Here is a 22,404-nt window from a genome sequence, read left to right as displayed (position 1 = left end):
TATGAAAAACTTTAAAAACTTATTAATCTGCATATTCTTTATAGGCAATTTGACCTATGCGCAAAAGTCATTTAAAAATACATTTTCCCGAAATCTGATGCAAATTGAACTGGCCAATTTGAAATTGTATCTGAATAAATATACTGAGACCAATTTGGATTCTGTTTCAATGCTGTCAATCCATTACATACAGCCTCGAAAATATTGCCATTATTCAAAATACGTGGGTGATCCTAAGAAAGGAGAAGAATGGTTTGATAATTTCTACAAAGAAGGCAATGTTGTATTTCCGGAAAATTCCAAAATCATAAATTCTTTTTATGAAGAAAAAGGAAAGGAAAAATATACTCCGGAATACAATTATTATTACGATGAGAACCATTTTCTTCATAACTTAATAAACAAAATAAATAAGATGGAGAGTTGCGAGTGCTTTATCACTCTTAATTCGAAAGGCAAGCTTATGATAAAATATGGAGAAGTTAGTACAGACGAAATAAAACACTTTATCAAAGAAACAGCGATTCTAGATAAACCATGAAAAGAAAAGACATCCAACATATAAAATTAGGTTCACAAGCCGACAATAAAAAGACCCTATCAGAAACCGTCGAAAACTTCCTGACGGCCGAAGGTATCGAACTGAAAAACACCTATTCCGAAGAAGACATCCAAAATCTGGAACATCTTAATTTTGGAGCAGGATTCGCACCAAATCTTCGTGGCCCGTACGCCACTATGTACGTTCGCCGTCCCTGGACTATTCGTCAATATGCCGGATTTTCAACAGCAGAAGAAAGTAATGCCTTTTACAGAAGAAACCTGGCTGCCGGGCAAAAAGGACTCTCCATTGCATTCGACCTTCCAACGCACAGAGGTTATGACAGCGACCACGAAAGAGTGGTTGGCGATGTTGGAAAAGCAGGTGTGGCTATCGACTCTGTAGAAGACATGAAAGTACTGTTCGACCAGATTCCGCTTGATGAAATGTCGGTTTCCATGACCATGAACGGTGCCGTATTGCCAATTATGGCATTTTATATCGTAGCTGCTGAAGAACAGGGCGTAAAACCGGAACTGCTTTCAGGTACCATCCAGAATGACATCCTGAAAGAATTCATGGTACGAAACACTTACATCTATCCGCCTACTCCGTCAATGAAAATCATCGCCGATATTTTCGACTTTACGAGTAAAAAAATGCCTAAGTTCAATTCTATCTCGATTTCCGGATACCACATGCAGGAAGCCGGAGCTACGGCAGATATTGAACTGGCCTATACTTTAGCCGACGGACTTGAATACATCCGTACAGGACTAGCTGCAGGAATGAAAATCGACGAGTTTGCTCCACGACTTTCGTTCTTTTGGGCCATTGGGATGAACCATTTTATGGAAATTGCAAAAATGCGTGCCGGAAGAATGCTGTGGGCTAAACTGCTCAAACAGTTCAATCCTCAGGACGAGAAATCGCTTGCCTTAAGAACCCATTGCCAGACTTCGGGCTGGAGTCTTACAGAACAGGACCCGTTTAATAACGTAGCCCGCACCTGTATCGAAGCCGCCGCCGCCGCCTTTGGAGGTACGCAATCATTACATACCAATGCCTTAGACGAAGCCATAGCCTTGCCTACGGATTTCTCAGCAAGAATTGCACGAAATACACAGATTTTCCTTCAGGAAGAAACCAAAATTACCAAAACGGTAGACCCTTGGGCGGGAAGCTATTACGTAGAAAAACTTACCGATGAAATTGTCCACAAAGCCTGGCAGCTCATTCAGGAAGTAGAAGAATTAGGCGGTATGACCAAAGCCATCGAAGCGGGAATACCAAAATTGCGAATTGAAGAAGCCGCAGCCAGAAAGCAGGCAAGAATCGATTCCAGCCAGGATATCATTGTAGGCGTAAACAAATACCGACTGGAAAAAGAAGACCCGCTACACATCCTGGATGTCGACAACCAGATGGTGCGCAGACAGCAAATCGAAAGACTGGAAAAAATAAAAGCTACAAGAAATACCGAAAAAGTAAAAGAGAACTTGCATAAATTGACCGAAGCCGCTAAATCCGGCCAGGGCAATTTATTGGAAATTGCAGTAGATGCCGCCAGAAACAGAGCCACTTTGGGTGAAATCAGCGATGCATTGGAAACTGTTTTTGGAAGATATAAAGCGCAAATCAAATCGTTTAGCGGCGTGTATAGCAAAGAAATTAAAAATGACGAGAGCTTTGAAAAAGCAAAGCAAAAAGCCGACGAATTTGCAAAATCCGAAGGCCGTCGACCAAGAATAATGATTGCCAAAATGGGACAGGACGGACATGATCGTGGTGCCAAAGTTGTCGCAACAGGTTATGCCGATGTAGGTTTTGATGTTGATATTGGACCTCTGTTCCAAACGCCGGCAGAAGCAGCCAAACAGGCCGTAGAAAACGACGTACATATTTTAGGTGTTTCTTCTCTTGCTGCCGGACACAAAACATTGGTGCCTCAGGTAATCGAAGAATTAAAGAAATACGGACGTGAAGATATTATGGTAATCGTTGGCGGCGTAATCCCTGCCCAGGACTACCAATATCTTTTTGATTCCGGAGCAGTAGCCGTTTTTGGTCCCGGAACTAAAATCAGCGAAGCTGCCATTACAATCTTAGACATCTTAATGCAGGAATAATCATTTCAAAAAGCGGGAAATCATATTCCCGCTTTTTTTTATTGTCAAAACCCTACTCAAGGGACAAAACAACCAATCATGAAAAAAATACTACTTATACTGATGCTTGTCAGTTGCTTCAAAGCAAATGCCCAAACAGTAAATCCTAACTATGACAGCAAACTTGCAGAGTCTTTGGGTGCTGACGATTACGGAATGAAAATGTATGTCCTGGCTATCTTAAAAACCGGAAGCAATAAAATAGACGACAAAGAAAAATTAAACGAGCTTTTCAAAGGCCATATGGACAACATCAACCGTCTGGCTAAAGACGGCAAGCTGATTGTTGCCGGTCCTTTAAAGAAAAACGATAAAAATTATCGCGGCATCTTTATCCTGAATGCAAAAACAATTGAGGAAGCAAACGAATTATTACTTACCGACCCTGCCATAAAAGAAAAACTTTTTGAGGTAGAAGTATTTGAATGGTACGGTTCGGCTGCTTTGCCTGAATACCTGAAAATACACGATAAAATAGAAAAGACGAAACACTGATTTAAAAAGTCTCTTCCAGATTTCCATTATTATGAATTTAGCGTTCTTGTGCCTTTGCCAGCAATATTTTCAGGCAAAGACACAGGGCCGTAAAGTTTTGAAAATTTAAAAAAGCAGTTATTAATATTTTCTTCTGTCTGACAGGAACTCTTCAAATCTGCACAATCATCTAATCTGTGGCTGAACAGAAATTTATAAATCACACGCCCTTACCCTAAGTTAAACTGCCAAACGTTTATTAAGCATTAATTCCATCTCAACAACTACTTGAGCATTTATTTTGAATAGGAAAAATATCTTTTGTAATAATTCCGTATTTTAGTAAAAAAGAAAAACGACACACATGGATTTTACAAAAAAAATGCTTCGCGATAATGCCCTCGAAGGAAAAACAATTGTTGTTACAGGCGGTGGAAGTGGGCTTGGAAAAGCAATGACAAAATATTTTCTGGAATTAGGCGCCAAAGTTGCCATAACTTCCCGCGATCTTGAAAAACTAAGAACTACCGCAGAAGAACTTGAAAAAGAAACCGGCGGTGAATGCCTTCCTTTAGCCTGCGATGTCCGCAACTATGAGCAGGTTGAAACCATGCTCGCTTCAGTTCTGGAAAAATTTGGTAAAGTAGATGTATTACTGAACAATGCGGCCGGAAATTTTATTTCTCCTACAGAAAGGCTATCGGCCAACGCCTTTGATACCATTATTGACATTGTGCTAAAAGGCTCCAAAAACTGCACCCTGGCTTTTGGAAAACATTGGATTGACACCAAACAGCAAAACACAACCATCTTGAATATTGTCACAACCTATGCCTGGACGGGCTCTGCTTATGTAGTTCCGTCAGCCACAGCAAAAGCCGGCGTTTTAGCCATGACCCGAAGCCTTGCCGTTGAATGGGCCAAATACGGAATCCGTTCCAATGCCATAGCACCGGGACCATTTCCTACCAAAGGTGCCTGGGACAGATTATTACCGGGCGACCTGAAAGACAAATTCGACCTGGCAAAAAAAGTACCACTAAAAAGAGTGGGCGACCATCAGGAATTAGCCAACCTTGCCGCCTATCTCGTGTCTGACTTTTCAGCCTATGTCAACGGTGAAGTCATTACCATCGATGGTGGCGAATGGCTTAAAGGTGCCGGACAGTTCAATCTTCTGGAAGCCGTTCCTGAAGAAATGTGGGACATGTTGGAAGCTATGATTAAGGCCAAGAAAAATAATTAGGAGAGGTACTAAGCTGCTAAGGTTCTGAGAGGCTAAGGTTTTGCATTTTATGTATATAAAAGAGGATCTTACCAAAATAACTAATGTATTCTTTTATTTGACACAAGATTCAAAATCTGTATAATCATACTAATCTGTGGCTAAAACAGTTAATAAAGTTGCTAAGTCGATAAGGTTGTGAGTTTTATGAACAAAGTAGAAAGTTATCCAAAAACTGATTTTGAAATAACAAGGCATACTGCCAAAAACAAAAACAGCACCATAAGCCGGAGGAATACTTCCGGCTTTTTTATTCGCTATCTCTTTTTATATTGTTAACAAAATAGATTTTCAAAACCCATAAATAATTGTATTTTTACGGTTCAAAATTTTAGAAATTAAATGGGCAAAATCATTGCTATTGCAAATCAAAAAGGCGGCGTTGGCAAAACAACGACGTCTGTTAATTTAGCAGCTTCCTTGGGAGTTTTAGAGAAAAAAGTATTACTGATTGACGCTGATCCTCAAGCGAATGCAAGTTCGGGTTTAGGAATCGACGTAGAGTCGGTAGAAATTGGAACTTACCAGATTCTGGAACACAGTAATACGCCGGAGGAAGCAACAATCGAATGTTCATCTCCAAACGTATCCGTGATTCCTGCCCATATTGATTTGGTGGCTATCGAAATCGAATTGGTCGACAAGGAAAACCGGGAATATATGCTAAAAACAGCATTGGAAAGCGTAAAGGACAAATACGATTACATTCTAATCGACTGTGCTCCATCGTTGGGATTGCTGACATTAAATGCATTGACAGCAGCAGATTCAGTAGTGATTCCAATCCAATGTGAGTATTTTGCTCTGGAAGGATTAGGAAAACTATTGAATACGATAAAAAGTGTCCAAAAAATCCATAATCCGGATCTGGATATAGAAGGCTTATTGCTGACTATGTATGATTCCCGCCTTCGCCTATCCAATCAGGTAGTTGAAGAAGTACAGAAACATTTCCACGATATGGTTTTTGAAACAGTTATCCAGCGTAATGTAAAATTGAGCGAGGCCCCAAGTTTTGGAGAAAGCATTATCAACTATGATGCAACCAGTAAAGGAGCAACCAATTATATCAACCTGGCAGAAGAAATCATTAAGAAAAATACGAAATAGAAACAGTTTATGACAAAGGCGATAAAGAAACAAGCATTAGGAAGAGGTTTATCAGCATTGCTAAAAGATCCGGAAAACGACATCAAATCGGCAGAGGATAAAAATGCAGATAAAGTAGTTGGTAATATTATTGAGCTTGAAATTGATGCTATTGAAATAAACCCGTTTCAGCCAAGAACCAATTTCAATGAAGAATCCCTTCAGGAATTGGCTACTTCCATCAGGGAATTGGGTGTCATCCAACCTATTACCGTACGAAAATTAGACTTTAACAAATTCCAGCTAATCTCCGGAGAAAGAAGGCTTCGTGCTTCAAAATTAGCCGGATTGACAGTTGTACCTGCCTATATCAGGCTTGCCAACGACAATGAATCGCTGGTAATGGCTTTGGTAGAAAACATACAGCGTCATGACCTTGACCCTATCGAAATCGCCCTGTCCTACCAACGTTTAATCGACGAGATTCAGTTAACGCAGGAGCAGATGAGTGACCGCGTAGGTAAAAAGCGTTCCACAATTGCCAATTACCTGCGATTATTAAAACTTGACCCGATTATCCAGACCGGAATCCGCGATGGTTTTATTTCTATGGGACACGGTCGTGCTATCATTAACATTGAAGACCATGACATACAGGCTGATATTTACCAAAAAATCGTCAGCCAAAATCTTTCTGTAAGAGAAACGGAAGCCTTGGTTAAAAATTACCAGGACAGCCTGAAACCGGCTCCGCCAAAAGCGGCAAAAGGTAATGCATTTACCATTGATGAATCAGAAAAGAAAGCCATAGGAAACTATTTTGGCACAAAAGTAGATGTCAAAGTAGCCGGAAATGGTAAAGGAAAAATCACGATCCCATTCCATTCTGAAGAGGATTTCAACCGAATTATCAAATTAATCAAAGGTTAGTGAATAAGTTAGTTTCCATATTTTTTCTCTTTTTTCTGATTGGAATTACTTCCGTCAGCGCACAGGAAGAATTGAATATTGTCGTACGCGACAGCATAAAAGGAGAAGAAATCAATCCATTGGCTCCTTCTAAAGCTGCCTTTTATTCGGCCATACTTCCGGGTATGGGACAGGCCTATAATAAAAAATACTGGAAAATTCCCATCGTATATGCAGCATTAGGAACCGGAATAGGAATCTATGCTTACAACAACAAGAATTACCACAAATACAGAGACGAATACAAAAGGCGTTTAAACGGAACAGAAGACCCAAACGGAAAACTTTCCAACCTGACAGACAATCAGCTGATTTCTGCACAAAGGCAGTTCCAGAAAAACCGCGACCTTTCTTTGATTGTCACGGTAGGTATCTACATCCTGAATATTGTTGAGGCCAATGTGGACGCGCATCTCCTGCAATTCAATGTAAGCGATAAGCTCACGCTCAAGCCGGATATTTACCAAAACGACCTGAATTACAAAAAAAATGTCGGACTGACATTAAATTACAATTTTTAATAGCACAGCATGAAAATAGCACTTTTGGGATATGGCAAAATGGGTAAAGTGATTGAAAAAATCGCTTTGGAAAGAGGCCATGAAATCGTTTTGAGAAAATCTGCAGAAGATACTTTTGAAGGATTGGAACAGGCAGATGTCGCAATTGATTTTAGTATTCCTGACGCTGCGGTTAGCAATATCTCAACCTGTTTAGACAACAATATTCCAATCATTTCCGGAACTACCGGTTGGCTTGACAGCTATGACAAAATGGTTGCTCTTTGCCAGGAAAAAAACGGGGCATTTATCTACGGTTCCAATTTCAGTTTAGGCGTAAACATATTTTTCCAACTGAATGATTATCTCGCTAAAATGATGTCAAACATCAGGGAATATAAAGTTTCCATGGAAGAAATACACCATACACAAAAATTAGATGCACCAAGTGGCACCGCCATCACCTTAGCCAAAGGAATCATAGAAAATTCGGACTATTCAAGCTGGGCATTGGAAAATGCAAAAGAGGACGAAATCTTAATTGATGCCAAAAGAATCGAAAATGTTCCGGGCACACATAGCGTTTTCTACAATTCAGCCGTCGACACTATCGAAATCAAACATATTGCCCATAGCCGTGAAGGTTTTGCATTAGGCGCGGTAGTAGCCGCAGAATGGATTTTAGGCAAAAAAGGTGTCTACACCATGAAAGATGTGCTTAATTTAACGTAACAAATCTTTTTCACAACAGACATATACATAAAAATACATACAGATGACAATTAATCAATGGTTTCTATTTTTCCTTATCCTTCAGGTAGTACACTTTTTAGGAACATGGAAATTGTATAAAAAAGCAGGAAGACAAGCCTGGGAAGCAGCAATTCCAATCTACAACGCTATTATCCTGATGAAAATCATCAACCGACCGAAATGGTGGGTTATTTTGCTTTTTATACCTATTGTAAATCTTATCATGTTTCCGGTTGTTTGGGTCGAAACCCTGAGAAGCTTTGGAAAAAACACAACTTTAGACACAGCTCTGGGTGTGCTTACCTTAGGACTTTATATTTATTACATTAACTACACTCAGGATGTAAAATATATTGAAAACAGAAGCCTGCATCCAAAAAACAAGACCGCAGATACTGTCAGCTCATTGCTATTTGCTGTGGTAGTTGCCACAATTGTTCATACCTATGTAATGCAACCTTTCACAATTCCGACGGGTTCATTGGAAAAAACACTTTTGGTAGGCGATTTCCTTTTTGTGAGTAAAAACAATTATGGAGCCAGAACACCAATGACAACTGTTGCCCTACCAATGGTTCATGACCAGATTCCTTTCTCTACTACTAAGTCATACGTAAACAGGCCACAGCTTCCTTATTTCAGATTCCCGGGATTTGAACCAATCGAAAAAAATGACATTGTAGTATTCAATTGGCCTGTAGATACTGTTGCCGTTGCAACAGCATCTGATTTCAAGCCAATCGACAAAAAGACAAATTATGTAAAACGTTGCGTAGGAACTCCTGGTGACAGCCTTTCTTTCGTTGATGGTGATGCTTATATTAATGGCAAAAAACTAATCCTTTCAGACAGGGCTAGAGTCCAGTATTCTTATAGAGTAATTACCGTAAATGGTAGTATGCTTGATCAAAATTATCTCACAAAAGATTTGAAAATATATCCGGATGACTTTAAATTCCTGCCTGATAATAGCTATATCTTCTATTCATTAACCGATGAAAATGCAGCCATTCTGAAAAAGAATCCAACTGTAGAAAGTGTTACAAAACAGATTTTGAAAGCTGAAGAGTATCCAGAGCCTAGAATTTTTCCATATACTAAAAAATGGAATCAGGACAATTTAGGTCCTATCTATATTCCACAAGCCGGAAAAACTGTAAAACTGGACAAAAATTCACTTCCTTTTTACAGAACAATTATTAAAGAATACGAAAAGAACGATCTAAAAGTTGAGGGAGACAAAATCATAATCAACGGTCAGGTTGCTGATTCTTACACGTTCAAGCAGGATTATTACTATATGGTTGGAGACAACCGCCATAACTCGCTGGATAGCCGTTTTTGGGGCTATGTTCCTGCAGACCATATCGTAGGAAAGCCGGTGTTTATCTGGATGAGCTTAGATCCAACCATTCCGTGGTCAAAAGCTATCGACAAGATTCGTTGGGAAAGACTATTCACAACTGTTGGCGGAAGCGGCGAACCGGTATCCTATTTCAGTATTTTCGTCCTATTAATGGCAGGGTATTTTATTGCTAACTTCTTTATCAGAAGAAAAAAGAAAAAATTAGACAGGTATTAAGATGAATATCCTTTTGCTTCCTACCTATTTCCCGTCCATCAGCCAATTTGCTGCCATGGTTCAGGCCGATTCGATTACCTTTGAGATGGAAGACAACTTCCAAAAACAGACCAACAGGAACCGAATGTATATCTACAGCCCGAACGGCATACAGATGCTTAACATTCCTGTAAAGCATTCCAAAGGCGACAGGCACCAGAAAACAAAAGACGTTCGTATTGAAGATGCCTTTGACTGGCAGAAGCAGCATTTCAAATCGCTTGAAGCAGCCTACAGGACATCGCCTTTCTTTGAATATTTTGAAGACGACCTGGCTCCTATCTTTCGAAAGAAACACGACTTTTTGATGGACTTGAATTTTGAAGCGATGGAAATCGTTTCAGACTGCCTTGGCTTTGAATTTAGCTATAAGAAAACGGAAGAATATTTTCATGAAGCACCTCAATTCACAGATTTCCGACCTTTAGCAAACGGGAAAAAAGATACTTTGGAATTTGAGCCTTACACTCAGGTTTTTGGAGAAAAACACGGCTATCTGAACAATTTGAGCATTCTGGACCTTTTGTTCAACGAAGGAAGGCATGCCTTAGATTACCTAAAAAATCAATCGCTTTAAACCCGATTTAATTTTCGAACGCCAGCCTTGCCATAACCGGAAAGTGGTCTGAATTGATAAAATCAGGGTAATTTTCAAAGTTTTTGACCTGCATCTTCTTATCAACAAAAATATAATCGATTCGGGCCGGATAGTATTTGAAATTATAGGATTTTCCAAATCCGCTGCCGGCTTCTTCAAAGGCATCATTCAGATTTCCTCTGATACTTCTGTACACAAACGAGAAAGCACTGTTATTCATGTCACCGCATATAATCTCAGGGAGCTTACTGTTTTTCTTGTGATTCATTATGATTTCGGCCTGCTCCTGCTGCTCTTTAAAAGCCTCGCTCATCCTCTTGATAATCTTCTTTGACTTTTGCTCGTTAATCCCGTTTATATCTTCATTGATTTCATGGACATCAGGCGTAATTCTGATGGATTGCAAATGCATATTATAAACCCTGATTGTATCCTTCCCTTTTTTAATATCGGCATAAATAGCATTGTTATTGGAATTTGGAAATACGATATCGCCTCTGCCTACAATTGGAAATTTTGAAAATATGGCGTGTCCCGTCTTTGTCTTATTTCCTTTCATCAGGATATATTTGTGCTTATAAGCCCTCAAATTAATTTTCCCTTCAGAATATTCCTGAATGCATAGAATGTCCGGATTCTTATCATTAATGAAATTGGCTATCAGTTCCGGCACATCGTCCCTTTCAATCCATTTGTAAAGATTAAAAAGGCGCACATTATAACTCATCACCGTAAAATCATTATCAGAGGGCGGAAGGTCTGTAGTCGAAAATTTATAGAACTTATTAATAAAAGTAATACCCATTAACAGCACCACCGAAGAAAGCAAAATCTGCCTTTTCATCTGTATTCCCCAATAAATAAAAAAGAGGAGATTTAAAATCAACATGAAGGGCAATATCAGGGTCAGTACAGATAGGATTGGAAATAATTTTGGAGCCAAAAACGGTAAGATATAAGCAACAAAAGTCAATACAGTCAACACTATATTGAAAAAAAACATTGCTTTATTGAACCATGAAAGGTTTTTCATTTTTTGGCAAAAATTTTTTGAGTTCTGGCAAAGATTATAAAACTTTCTTTACTTTCCTGCTTTGAAAAGAAATTCTTTTTCTTCTTTTGTCAGGCTATCATAACCGGACTGGCTTATCTTGTCAAGAATTTCATCAATCTGCTGTTGTGTTTTATCCTTCACGACAATTCTACTGGCAGGAGCCGTTTTTGGTTTCGGCTGACTAACATTGCGATGTACTTTTTTAAAAGGCGTTCCCTTTTTAGGCTTAAACAGATTGGCAAAGAAGTTCAGTATTCTGGTAACGATTAAGCTTAAATCGGTTCCGTTCTGCAAAAGCTTGATATAAATAAAACCAAATACGGCACCGCCCAAATGGGCAATATGTCCTCCCATATTATTGGTTGGTATCTGTATCAGGTCCAATATCAGGAAAACAATAGCAATATGCCATAATTTGACAGTTCCTATCAGCAAGAGCCTTATCTGATATAATGGCGCATAAGTCGCTGAACCTATAAGCACCGCCATAATTGCTCCTGAAGCTCCAATAATAGGAGCTTTATAGCCAAAAAGGAAAAATGTACCCAGAAAAACCAATCCGGCAAAAGCAGCACCCAACAAATACAGTCCCAAAAACTGCTTTTGCGTAAAAAAAGTAAGGAAAAGTCTTCCTGAAAAATTAAGCATAATCATATTGAACAGCAGATGCAGTACATCCACATGCAGAAAACTATACGTAAGCAGTGTCCAGGGCTTTACAATAAACTCTGAAGGATCAGAAGTAAGCTGTATCCACGACATCAAAGACAGGAATCCGTCATTAGAAAAGGCGTGCAGCAAAAACAAAGGTATGGCAATACCAATATTCCAGAAGATCAACTGTAACGTAATTCCTCCGGTTTTGTATTGCATCTTTAGATCATCAATGATTCCCATAAAACCCAAAGATTAATTCCAACGATTGTTATGAAACTGGTTCTTTTTCCAGTACCACATCATGAAAAATCCTACTACCGCCCCGCCAATATGAGCAAAGTGAGCTATATTTCCACCTCCAAAAATAGAGATGCCCGTAACGCCTGAAAATAAATCCATGAGAAGAATTACCGGAACAAAATATTTTGCTTTTATTGGTATTGGAAGAAAAAGCATCATCAATTCAGCATTGGGAAACATAAAAGCAAATGCAACTAAAAGCCCATAAATAGCACCGGACGCTCCTACGGCCGGAGTTACATAAGATCTGGCAAAATTTTCCAACCCTGATTGACCAAGAACCTGTCCCCATTGCTGATTTATCATGTCTTTATTTAATAATTCAAGAATACTATCCCGTGAAAAACCGGCATTGATAAGTTCAGTCAAACCAGTATGAAAAAAATAATAATTAACTCCTGTATGAAGTAATGCAGCTCCAAGACCACAGGAAATATAGAAAAACAAGAATTTTTTTCCACCCCAAAAATGCTCTAATGCACTCCCAAAAGAATAAAGTGCAAACATATTAAAAAAGATATGCATAAAGCCTCTATGCATGAACATATGTGTCAAAGGCTGCCAAGCATAAAATTGCGGATTTTCAAAAAAGTAAAGTGACAAATAATGATAGGCAACTTCATTTTTTATTAATTGCGTCCCAATAAAAAATATAATGTTTATAATCAATAATTGCTTGACCGTTGGCGTAATATTCATCATACTGCAAATTTTTTATCTAAATCCTCTACACTCATCGTGATAAAGGTTGGTTTATGAAAAGGCGAAACATTAGGCTCCTTACAGGCAAAGAGTCCGTTAACTAGATTCTCCTGCTCTCTTTCTGTCAGATACGTCCCAGTCTTTACAGCAAGGCTTTTTGCCATCGATTTTGCAATCGTATCGTTCTGGCTGAAACTGCTTTCCGGAATTTCGTCTTGTAGGTCACTCAATAACTGTTCCAACAGGATGGAAACCTCGCTTTCTGTCACATTGACCGGAATACCCGAAATTACAACGCTGTCTTCTTTAATTTCTTCAAAAACAAACCCGGTATTGACCAGAGAAAGCTCCAATTCAGAAATCAATAATATTTCCTGGGATGAAAAATAAAGATTCAGCGGAAACAACAACTGCTGGCTTGATGCCTGATGCACTGTCATATTCGCCAGAAACTGTTCATACAAAACGCGTTGGTGTGCCCGTTGCTGGTCAATAATCACCATTCCAGATTTGATTGGACTGACAATATACTTTTTATGAATCTGATAGGTCTTGTAAATCGCTTCTTCGATTTCCTTATCATTAAACAGAGAACCGGTTACTTCTTCAGATTCAAACTGGATATCCTGAATATCAGTTATCGTTTCCGTATCCTGTTTTAATCCCACATACAGGCTTTCCCAGTTAGACGATTCAGGCTTTCTGTAAGAACCACCCGAACCACTATAACTGCTGCTATTGCTTCCGCTACTGTATGATTTTGCTGGTATCGGATCCGGATCGCCAAACGGATTAAAATTAGCATCTACCTGAATTAAAGGCATAGATGCTTCTTTCTTCTCATATTCGTAGGGCGTATCCAGATTAGAATCCCTGTCGAAATCCAAAACCGGAGCCACATTAAACTGTCCCAAACTGTGTTTTATGGCAGAACGTAAAATAGCGTAAAGCGCATGCTCATCGTCAAATTTTATTTCCGTTTTTGTCGGATGTATATTGATATCAATTGTATTGGGCGGAACGTCCAGATAGATAAAATAACTAGGCTGGCAACCGTCTTTCAGCAATCCTTCATAGGCAGCCATAATAGCATGGTGCAGGTAACCGCTTTTGATAAAACGGTCATTGACAAAGAAAAATTGTTCGCCACGGTTCTTCTTTGCAAATTCAGGCTTGCTCACAAACCCCTGTATTCCTACGATTTCTGTACTTTCCTGAATCGGAACCAGTTTTTCATTGGTTTTTCCTGAAAAAATATTCACAATACGCTGACGCAGGTTTGATGCCGGAAGGTTAAACATTTCGCTTCCGTTATGATACATCGTAAAATGAATATTGGGATGGGCCAAAGCAACCCTCTGAAATTCATCAACAATATGGCGGTGTTCCACCGTATCCGATTTCAGGAAATTCCTTCTTGCCGGTATATTAAAAAAAAGATTCTTTACCGCAAAAGACGTCCCTTTTGGCAGAACGGCCACATCCTGCGACACAAACTTGCCTCCTTCAATGGCGAGATGCGTTCCCAATTCATCCTGCTCCTGCTTTGTTTTCATCTCTACATGTGCAATTGCGGCAATAGAAGCCAATGCCTCGCCACGGAAACCTTTGGTGTGCAATGAAAACAAATCTTCTGCTGCTCTGATTTTTGAAGTAGCATGACGCTCAAAACACAAACGCGCATCAGTAACACTCATACCAACACCATTATCAATCACCTGTACAAGCGATTTTCCGGCGTCTTTAATAATAAGTTTGATATCGTTGGCCTTAGCATCAACTGCGTTTTCAAGAAGTTCTTTCACCACAGATGCAGGCCTTTGTACTACTTCTCCAGCGGCTATCTGGTTGGCAACATGATCGGGAAGCAATTGAATTATACTCGACATTCTATAAATTTGTTGACTTCCAAAGTTACATAATTAATATAACAATTGAAAAATTAGAAAATAGGAAAACCGGAAAGTTTTTCACACAAAAAAGCCTATTTCGTGTAAAGGAAATAGGCTCTATAAAAAGTTTATCGGGACTTTATTATTTCGAAGACTGCTGTCTTAAATAAGCCATCTTTATTGCCGCAATCGCCGCTTCGGTTCCTTTATTTCCATGAACCCCGCCACTTCTGTCAATAGATTGCTGCTCATTATTATCAGTCAGCACACAAAAGATAACAGGAACGTCTGTCTGAACATTCAAATCCTTGATGCCTTGCGTAACGCCTTCACATACAAAATCAAAATGTTTGGTTTCTCCCTGAATCACACAACCGATTACGATAACCGTATCCACCTGCTGTGTTTCTATCATACGCTTAGCCCCATAAACAAGCTCGAAGCTTCCCGGAACATTCCATCGGATGATATTATCCGGTGTAGCATCACAGTCCAGTAATGCCTTTTCAGCCCCGGAAAAAAGACCCTCCGTTATTTTGTCATTCCATTCAGAAACAACAATCCCAAACCGAAAATCTTTCGCGCTTGGGATTGTGTTTTTATCGTATTCTGATAAATTTTTATTAGCTGTAGCCATTGTAATAAGATTGCAATCTCAAATCAAGACTTCAGAAATCTGAAATCTAAAATTCAAAATCTAAATTATTGTGCCAATCCAATCATTGCATCAATATTCATCGCTTCAGGAGCCGTATCGTATTTCTCCTTGATTTCGTTGAAATATTTCAATGCTGTTTCTTTTTGCTTCAATGCCAAAGCCGTTTGCCCTGCTTTCAGCAAGAAACGTGGCGTAGTCATGTCATTCTGATTCATCTCTGCAGCCTTAACATAATACTCCAAAGCTTCTTTTGGCTGGTTCAATTGAGAGAAGGCATCACCAATTGCTCCTTTTGCAATTACCGAAAGCATCAAATCATCTGAACTGAATTTTTCAAGATATTCGATTGCCTCTTTGTATTTTTTAGTATTCAGATAAGCGATACCCGCATAGTAATTTGCCAGGTTAGCCGCATTGGTACCAGAATAATTTTCTATAATTCCTGTGAAACCCAGCTTCCCTTCTCCACCTTTTAGAGACAGGTTATAAAGTGAATCGCTTGCTGTTCCTTCAGTTGCCTGCTGGAAGTATTTCTGAGCCTGGAACATTTCGTTCGCAGCTTCATCTTCTTTAGGCTCTACAATAAATTTCTTATATAAAAGGTAACCTGCCGCTATAAGGGCAACAGCACCAATAACGATAAAAATACCTTTTTGGTTTTTAGCAACCCATTCTTCGGTTCTAGAAGCACCCTCATCTAAAGAATTGAATACTCCTGCAGTTGTGCTATCTTTTTCTGAAATTGCATCAAGTGGGTCCGGTTCGAATTCGTTTTCTTCCTTTGGTTTAGGAGCCTTATAGCCTCTTTTGTTATATGTTGCCATTCATGTTTAATTAAGTGAGGTGCAAAAATAAAATTTTTATTCAAATGTAAAAGATGTTTTTTCGTTATTTTTCAATAATTTGCACCCTCTTAAAAAAATTGTGTCAAAAACCACAAGGTTCTCACTATCAGCTGGCGTTTGCAGATGTATCTAAAAAAAATAGCATTATTCAATTATAAAAACTTTTCGGAAGCCAATTTCGAGTTCGACAGCAAGATAAATTGCTTTGTAGGAAAAAACGGTATCGGCAAGACCAATGTACTTGATGCCATTTATCATTTATCCTATGGCAAAAGCTATTTCAATCCTTTAGCCGTACAGAACATCAAACATAACGAAGAGTTTTTTGTGATTGACGGGGAATTTGAAAAAGACGACCGAAACGAACAAATTGTCTGCAGCTTAAAAAAAGGACAAAAGAAAATCCTGAAAAGAAACGGAAAACAGTATGAGAAATTTTCTGACCATATCGGGTTCATTCCTTTGGTTATTATTTCTCCGGCCGACCGCGACCTGATTATCGAAGGAAGCGAAACAAGAAGAAAATTCATTGATTCTGTCATTTCCCAATTGGATTCCCATTATCTCCAACAGCTCATACAATACCAGAAAGTCATTAGCCAGCGAAATGCATTATTAAAATATTTTGCCATCAACCATGTTTTTGAAAATACAACACTGCTCATCTACAATGAGCAGCTCCACAGCCTGGGTCATGCTATTTTTGAAAAGAGAAAACAATTCCTTGAAGACTTTGTGCCCATCTTCAACAGGCACCATCAGACAATAACGGGAAATGCAGAAACCGTACAACTGGTTTATGAAAGCCAGCTTCATGAAAAAGAGCTGATGGCATTGCTGGAAGAAAGTCTGGCAAAAGACCGCGTCATGCATTATACCACTGCCGGAATCCACAAAGACGACCTGTCTTTTGAGATTGACCACCATCCTATAAAAAAATTCGGTTCGCAGGGACAACAGAAATCTTTTCTGATTGCCCTGAAACTGGCACAGTTTGAATTTGTAAAAAAACAAAGCCGCCAGAATCCGATACTGCTTTTTGACGATATTTTTGACAAACTTGATGAAACCCGCGTCGGGAAAATTATAGAAATGGTTAATAATGATGACTTTGGGCAACTGTTTATCTCTGATACGCATCCGGAACGCACAGAATCTGTGATAAAATCAATGCATCAGAGTTATAAAATATTCAACCTGTAACCTGTAAGGTATTTTTTGCCAAAATCTATTTGTAAATTACAAAAAATCAGCCGTACATTTGCAGCAAATTATTTAAACTTTTCCTACCGCACTATCTTAAGTTTTCTTAATTTTAAGCATCTATATTTAATAGGCAAGCTTCCCCGGTTTGTTTGAACAAAAAAGTTCATTGCTTCTTAACTTAAACCTACTCCCATGTTAGCGTCTTTAAAACACAGGAAAACAATCCATAGCGGACTTTTCATTTTTGTCATTTTACTGCAAGTGCTGATTTTTTCTTTATGGTATAACCAAAATACCAACGAAAACGAACTTGCCGATTCTTTCCGGAAAGCCAGCAGGCAAAGCCTGATTATGAGCTATTCAGGCGAAGTAACCAAAAATTATTTTGATGCGGAAGATTCTTTTATGGAATACCTGTACAGTTATGACAGGAGTGCGTTGCACAAATACCGCAACTCACTTTCGTTGATGACCTCCTATCTCGACAGTCTGAACCGCCTACTGAATAAAGACGAAAAAACACTTCCTAATATCCAGAGCAAAAAAGAAAAAGAAAAAAAAATCATTGTTCTTAGAAAAGAATTGGATTCTTTAATCAAATACAGAGTAGACCCTGTTTCTGAATCCAATCCGGAATTATTCGCCCTGAAGCCTTACAACCACAAAAAGGTCATGAAGTCGATTTCATACGACACGATACGGTCATCTGAAGGCGTAGAGAAAAAAGGATTTTTCAAAAGAATAGGCAATGCTATTGCCGGAAAATATGACGTCGAAAAAGAAGAATTCCGTTATTATATGACCATGACTTTTGGCGCTGTCGAAAAAACCGGAACTCCTGAGGAACAGATGGCAAATATCTTCAATAGCACACGTCAGTATTATGAAAAAGAGTTTGGACGCCTTAGAAACACCTATTCCAACCTAAGGGAAATAGACAGGGAACTAATGGCCATCAACAAAAAAATATTAAAAAACAGCCAGGACATTATTCTTCTCTATGACAAATCTGTTCAGGAATCCAACAAACAGCAATTTGAAAAAGCACTGGAAAACCTAAAAAACAAAAGAAGCCTGATTGCAACCCTAATGATTGTCATGTCAATATGCACCGGACTGCTCCTGCTCTACTCCATCTTTGCCTACCATTTTGAGAAAAAATTGGCTGCCGCCAAAATAGAAGCTGAGAAGAATGTGGAATTTAAAAACCGTATTATCGGAATGTTAAGCCACGAAATGCGTTCGCCTTTGAGTATTATTTCAAATCTTACCAACAAGTTGATTTCAACCAAAATGGACGGCGCACAAAACGATATGGCCAAATCGTTAAACTTTACATCAAACTCACTGCACATTACCGTGAACCAGATTTTGGATTTCTTCAAAAATGAAAACGGAAAGCTGCAATTGTACAATTCCAAAACGGTACTGAAAAACGAGATTACATCCATTGTAGAATCCTTAAAATCTTTAGCCGATGCTAAAAAAATAGAACTTGTCTCACACATAGACGATTCCTTGCAAAATGAAGTCTGGGCTGATAGCGGAAAAATACACCAGTTGTTCTACAACATGATAGGAAATGCCATAAAATTCACTTCAAAAGGAAACATTACCGTTGATTGCAGATTTACCGAAGTCAACGATAAATTCAAATTGGATGTAAAAATCAAAGACACGGGAGCCGGCATCCCTAAAGAAGACCTCGATAAAATATTTGACAAATACTATCAAAGCAAATTCCACAAAGACCAGGCAAGCTTTGGCGCCGGTTTGGGACTTAGTCTTTGCAAAGAAATTATAGAATTGTATGACGGAGAAATACGTGTTGAAAGCGAACCTGGCACAGGAACCGAAATTTCATTCCATCTGTTCCTTGAAAAATCGGACAGTTCACAGGAAACCAATCAGGCAAGATTAATCCGCAGTTACGGAAAGTCGGGAATCAGGGTTGCGGTAATAGACGATGACAGGATAATCACCACATTATTGAAAAAACTGCTGGCTGATATCAACTTCGAAATGATAGGCTTCAATTCAGACATTGCCGCCAAAGAATACCTGAAAAAAGAAAACGCCAACATTATCCTGACCGACTTGCAGATTGCCAACGCCTCAGGAATTGACCTCATCAAAGACATCAAAAGCATACCGAATCACAATGCAACCGTTCCTGTTATTGCAATAACCGGCGACACCTACATGAATTCGATTGAACTATCCAGCATACAGGCTGACGAGCTACTAATCAAGCCAATCAACAAAGAAGAATTATATTCAAAACTGCTGAAAGTGCTATCTAAATAAACCAAACGCATTCCTGCTTTGCGCCTCTGCGCCTTTGCGAGATAATACACGCAAAGGCGCTAAGCCGCTAAGCTTATAAAATCTGCATAATCATCCTAATCTGCGGCTAAAAAACCTTTTCTTCTCTCATTTAACAGAAACCTGCCAACAGCCATTAAAATTGACTTTGGACATCCATAAATCGAATAAAATTTCTTAATATTGTTAGGCTGTTTTCAGCCTAACTTAAATAATTTTCCAATCCGTATGCTTTCACCAAAAACACTTCAATTCCTAGAGGACTTAAAAGAAAACAACAACCGTGATTGGTTTCAGGCCAACAAACCTTATTACGAAGAATATAAAAAAGAATATCACCGGCTGATTGCCGACTTTTTAGAAGAAATGGCACCGCATGACGAATCGTTACGAACGCTGGAACCCAAAAAATGCGCTTTCAGAATCAATCGCGATATTCGCTTTTCCAAAGACAAGTCGCCTTACAAAACCCATATGGGAATCTGGATGACTACCGACCAAAACTGTGGTAACGCTCCCGGATATTATGTCCATATCGAAAAAGGCGGAAGCTTTATTGCTGCCGGACTCCATGTGCCGGAAGCTCCGGACCTGAAAAAAATCCGAAAAGAAATTGCTTATTTTTATGAAGACCTGGAAGAAATCTTCGCCGACAAGGATTTTAAAAAAATCTATCCTGATTTTGATAGGAACGAATCCAATTCACTAAAAACAGCTCCGAAAGATTATGAAAAAGACCATCCTGCTATTGAGTTTCTAAAACTAAAAAGCTTTACGGTGACTCAAAAACTAGACGATAAATCATTACTGGAAAAAGATTTTGTCAAAAAAACAGCAAAAAAACTGATTGTTGCAAAACCACTGAACGATTTTCTAACCCGCGGCCTAAATACCGAATAGTTCATTATGAATTATTAATCGTTTAAAGTACTTTTGCCTTTTATTTTTATTCCTCATCATAATGGAAATTATCGATAATTTTTCCCTTAAAAACTACAATACTTTTGGTATTGAAGCCAAAGCAAAACAATTCGTTTCGGTACACTCGGTTGAAGAACTTCAGACCGTACTCAAAGAAAACCCTGCCCAGAAAAAATTTATTCTTGGCGGCGGAAGCAATATGCTGCTGACAAAAGATATTGAAGCACTGACCATCCATGTAGATATCAAAGGCAAAACAATTATCGACCAGACAGAAGATGCCGTTTGGGTAGAAGCCAAAGCCGGTGAAAATTGGCATGAATTTGTTCTGTGGACGATTGACCAGGATTTTGGCGGATTGGAAAACATGTCTTTAATTCCCGGAAATGTAGGAACTACGCCCATACAAAACATTGGCGCCTACGGTACCGAAATCAAAAACACCTTTGTGTATTGCGATGCCGTAAACATCCAAACTTTAGAAATCAGACGATTCAATAAAGAAGAATGCAAATTTGGCTATCGTGAGAGTATTTTTAAAAATGAGGTAAAAGACCAGTACATCATCGTTTCTGTAGTTTTTAAATTGACCAGAAAAAATCACAAAATCAATATTTCATACGGAGATATTGCTGCCGAACTCGCCAAAAAAGACATTTCGGCTCCTACATTAAAAGAAGTCAGCAACGCCATCATAACCATAAGACAAAGCAAACTTCCGGACCCTAAAGAACTGGGCAACAGCGGAAGCTTTTTTAAAAACCCGATTATCCCAAAAAGTGATTTTGAAAGAATCCACTTGTTGCACCCCGAAATGCCAAGCTATACTGTTTCTGAAACCGAGGTAAAAGTTCCGGCCGGATGGCTCATTGAAAAAGCCGGATTTAAAGGAAAACGTTTTGGCGATGCCGGAATCCATAAAAATCAGGCGCTGGTTCTGGTTAATTACGGCAACGCAACCGGACAGGAAATCCTGAATGTTTCTAAAGAAATCCAAAAAACGGTTAAAGAGCTTTTTGACATTGAAATTGAAGCTGAAGTTAATGTGATTTAGGCATTTGCAAATTTATTTCTTGAGCAATGAATAACATTTTCGACAATAAAGCTGAATTTCAAAAAAGAGGCTTTACCACTATCAATTCTGTCTATTCACAAGAAGAAATTGATTCAATCATAAAATTTATTGAAGAGCAAGACACCAATAGCCCTATTTTCAGAAAGTCAGAAAACCTATTCGCAATCAGGCAATTCATAAAAGAACTACCCGAAATAAAACCTCTGATTTTCAATGACAGACTAAAATCAATCATCAATATTATTGGAGAAAATGCTTTTATTGTAAAATCGATATATTTCGACAAGCCGGAAGAATCAAACTGGTTTGTTGCTTATCATCAGGATTTGACAATCTCTGTCAACAAAAAAGAAGATGTTGAAGGTTTTGGTCCATGGACATCAAAACACAATCAGTTTGCCGTGCAACCTCCTATAGAAATTCTTGAAAACATATTCACTATACGAATCCATCTGGACGACACGAACGAAAACAATGGTGCGTTAAAAGTAATTGACGGTTCACACCACAAAAACATATACAGGCCAGAAAATATAGATTGGAAAAATGAAAAAGAAAGTTGCTGTAATGTTGACGCAGGAGGAATCATGCTTATGAAGCCTTTGCTTCTTCATAGTTCAAGCAGGACATTAAACCACAAAAGGAGACGAGTCATTCATATTGAATTTTCAAATATAGGGCTTCCGAAGCCGTTGAAATGGTCTGAATACAGCCAAATCAGCTATTAAATTTTATAGAAAAAAACAATTAAGAAATATAAAAACTGTAATG

At 38.7% G+C, this 22,404-nt stretch carries 21 protein-coding genes; 15 read left to right on the top strand and 6 right to left on the bottom strand.

Annotation, left to right across the window (positions count from 1 at the left end; translation table 11 throughout):
• The first annotated feature begins 1 nt into the window (after nt 1).
• The 10 genes from B0G92_RS06720 to B0G92_RS06675 all read left to right on the top strand — a co-directional run bounded on the left by B0G92_RS06720 (nt 2) and on the right by B0G92_RS06675 (nt 9,977).
• Nucleotides 2-541, top strand: coding sequence for a hypothetical protein (locus B0G92_RS06720; RefSeq protein ID WP_101471528.1), 540 nt, complete (start codon nt 2-4; stop codon nt 539-541).
• The gene (scpA, locus tag B0G92_RS06715) at nt 538-2,670 is read left to right on the top strand and encodes a methylmalonyl-CoA mutase (RefSeq protein WP_101471527.1); all 2,133 of its coding nucleotides are present in this window, start codon (nt 538-540) and stop codon (nt 2,668-2,670) included. Before B0G92_RS06720 ends, scpA begins: the two co-directional genes overlap by 4 nt.
• Nucleotides 2,671-2,748: 78 nt before the next feature.
• A complete protein-coding gene (locus tag B0G92_RS06710) occupies nt 2,749-3,204 on the top strand; it encodes a YciI family protein (protein ID WP_101471526.1) in 456 nt (151 codons plus the stop codon).
• A gap of 343 nt (nt 3,205-3,547) precedes the next feature.
• Complete coding sequence (locus B0G92_RS06705; protein ID WP_056069654.1) at nt 3,548-4,429, top strand: SDR family oxidoreductase; 882 nt, start codon at nt 3,548-3,550, stop codon at nt 4,427-4,429.
• Between the two features lie 381 nt (nt 4,430-4,810).
• Complete coding sequence (locus tag B0G92_RS06700) at nt 4,811-5,578, top strand: ParA family protein (RefSeq protein WP_056069651.1); 768 nt, start codon at nt 4,811-4,813, stop codon at nt 5,576-5,578.
• Between the two features lie 9 nt (nt 5,579-5,587).
• Nucleotides 5,588-6,487 (top strand): ParB/RepB/Spo0J family partition protein, encoded by a 900-nt coding sequence (locus tag B0G92_RS06695; RefSeq protein WP_056069648.1) that lies wholly within the window; start codon nt 5,588-5,590, stop codon nt 6,485-6,487.
• Nucleotides 6,487-7,047, top strand: coding sequence for a DUF5683 domain-containing protein (locus B0G92_RS06690; protein ID WP_101471525.1), 561 nt, complete (start codon nt 6,487-6,489; stop codon nt 7,045-7,047). The genes B0G92_RS06695 and B0G92_RS06690 overlap by 1 nt, the downstream gene beginning before the upstream one ends.
• 9 nt (nt 7,048-7,056) lie before the next feature.
• Nucleotides 7,057-7,758, top strand: a complete 702-nt coding sequence (gene dapB, locus B0G92_RS06685; RefSeq protein ID WP_101471524.1) for a 4-hydroxy-tetrahydrodipicolinate reductase — start codon at nt 7,057-7,059, stop codon at nt 7,756-7,758.
• Between the two features lie 43 nt (nt 7,759-7,801).
• Nucleotides 7,802-9,361 carry a signal peptidase I gene (gene lepB, locus B0G92_RS06680; protein WP_101471523.1) on the top strand — a complete coding sequence of 520 codons (1,560 nt, stop codon included), beginning with the start codon at nt 7,802-7,804 and terminating at the stop codon, nt 9,359-9,361.
• A 1-nt stretch (nt 9,362) separates the two neighbouring features.
• Complete coding sequence (locus B0G92_RS06675; protein WP_101471522.1) at nt 9,363-9,977, top strand: WbqC family protein; 615 nt, start codon at nt 9,363-9,365, stop codon at nt 9,975-9,977.
• Between the two features lie 7 nt (nt 9,978-9,984).
• Here B0G92_RS06675 and B0G92_RS06670 read toward each other — a convergent pair whose 3' ends face one another.
• From B0G92_RS06670 to B0G92_RS06645, 6 genes are all read right to left on the bottom strand, one after another.
• Nucleotides 9,985-11,031 (bottom strand): endonuclease/exonuclease/phosphatase family protein, encoded by a 1,047-nt coding sequence (locus B0G92_RS06670; protein WP_101471521.1) that lies wholly within the window; start codon nt 11,029-11,031, stop codon nt 9,985-9,987.
• A gap of 48 nt (nt 11,032-11,079) precedes the next feature.
• A complete protein-coding gene (locus B0G92_RS06665) occupies nt 11,080-11,949 on the bottom strand; it encodes a rhomboid family intramembrane serine protease (RefSeq protein ID WP_101471520.1) in 870 nt (289 codons plus the stop codon).
• A gap of 12 nt (nt 11,950-11,961) precedes the next feature.
• On the bottom strand, nt 11,962-12,711 hold the full coding sequence (locus tag B0G92_RS06660) for a rhomboid family intramembrane serine protease (protein WP_101471519.1): 750 nt from the start codon (nt 12,709-12,711) through the stop codon (nt 11,962-11,964).
• Nucleotides 12,708-14,600 (bottom strand): DNA mismatch repair endonuclease MutL, encoded by a 1,893-nt coding sequence (mutL, locus tag B0G92_RS06655; RefSeq protein WP_101471518.1) that lies wholly within the window; start codon nt 14,598-14,600, stop codon nt 12,708-12,710. Before mutL ends, B0G92_RS06660 begins: the two co-directional genes overlap by 4 nt.
• Nucleotides 14,601-14,745: 145 nt before the next feature.
• The gene (ribH, locus tag B0G92_RS06650; protein WP_101471517.1) at nt 14,746-15,240 is read right to left on the bottom strand and encodes a 6,7-dimethyl-8-ribityllumazine synthase; all 495 of its coding nucleotides are present in this window, start codon (nt 15,238-15,240) and stop codon (nt 14,746-14,748) included.
• A gap of 65 nt (nt 15,241-15,305) precedes the next feature.
• A complete protein-coding gene (locus B0G92_RS06645; protein ID WP_101471516.1) occupies nt 15,306-16,085 on the bottom strand; it encodes a tetratricopeptide repeat protein in 780 nt (259 codons plus the stop codon).
• Nucleotides 16,086-16,229: 144 nt separating this feature from the next.
• Here B0G92_RS06645 and recF point away from each other — a divergent pair, with 144 nt between their 5' ends.
• From recF to B0G92_RS06620, 5 genes are all read left to right on the top strand, one after another.
• Nucleotides 16,230-17,309, top strand: a complete 1,080-nt coding sequence (gene recF / locus B0G92_RS06640) for a DNA replication/repair protein RecF (protein WP_101471515.1) — start codon at nt 16,230-16,232, stop codon at nt 17,307-17,309.
• Nucleotides 17,310-17,504: 195 nt separating this feature from the next.
• Nucleotides 17,505-19,619, top strand: coding sequence for an ATP-binding response regulator (locus B0G92_RS06635; RefSeq protein WP_101471514.1), 2,115 nt, complete (start codon nt 17,505-17,507; stop codon nt 19,617-19,619).
• Nucleotides 19,620-19,865: 246 nt separating this feature from the next.
• On the top strand, nt 19,866-20,537 hold the full coding sequence (locus B0G92_RS06630; protein ID WP_101471513.1) for a DUF2461 domain-containing protein: 672 nt from the start codon (nt 19,866-19,868) through the stop codon (nt 20,535-20,537).
• A 61-nt stretch (nt 20,538-20,598) separates the two neighbouring features.
• Nucleotides 20,599-21,612 carry a UDP-N-acetylmuramate dehydrogenase gene (gene murB / locus B0G92_RS06625; protein WP_101471512.1) on the top strand — a complete coding sequence of 338 codons (1,014 nt, stop codon included), beginning with the start codon at nt 20,599-20,601 and terminating at the stop codon, nt 21,610-21,612.
• Between the two features lie 26 nt (nt 21,613-21,638).
• Entirely contained in the window at nt 21,639-22,361 is a 723-nt protein-coding gene (locus B0G92_RS06620) for a phytanoyl-CoA dioxygenase family protein (RefSeq protein ID WP_101471511.1), read from the top strand.
• Nucleotides 22,362-22,404: the final 43 nt, after the last annotated feature.

The sequence above is a fragment of the Flavobacterium lindanitolerans genome, from assembly GCF_002846575.1.
Classification (GTDB): domain Bacteria; phylum Bacteroidota; class Bacteroidia; order Flavobacteriales; family Flavobacteriaceae; genus Flavobacterium; species Flavobacterium lindanitolerans.
The sequence above is the reverse complement of the archived record's forward strand: the minus strand, read 5'-3'. Positions and strand labels throughout refer to the sequence as shown.